The 267-nt window shown below is 67.4% G+C and carries 1 protein-coding gene; it reads right to left on the reverse strand.

Annotation, left to right across the window (positions count from 1 at the left end; genetic code table 11):
• On the reverse strand, positions 1-238 hold a 238-nt coding region (locus tag IF129_RS26005; protein ID WP_318153946.1), incomplete at its 3' end, for an acyltransferase domain-containing protein.
• Positions 239-267 lie beyond the last annotated feature (29 nt).

A 267-nucleotide genomic window follows, 5' to 3' on the forward strand; every position in this document is an offset into this window, starting at 1 on the left:
CCATGACGGCGAACAGCACGGGCTGGATGACGTCCACCCGCGTGATCGGTTCGTCGCTGCGGAGGACTTCGGTCAGGGACCAGTCCACATGAGGATCGAGGGCTGCTTCGCAGGCGCCGATCGACTCTCGGAACGCGGCGGAGGTGTTCAGGAGTTCGTGGGCCATGCCGGTCCATTGGGAGCCTTGGCCGGGGAAGACGAAGACGGGCCGTTCCACCTGTCCGCTGCCGGTGATCACCCCGGGGGCTTCTTCGCCTGCGGCGAGGG

It is taken from the genome of Streptomyces chumphonensis (genome assembly GCF_014779715.1).
Taxonomy (GTDB): domain Bacteria; phylum Actinomycetota; class Actinomycetes; order Streptomycetales; family Streptomycetaceae; genus Streptomyces; species Streptomyces chumphonensis.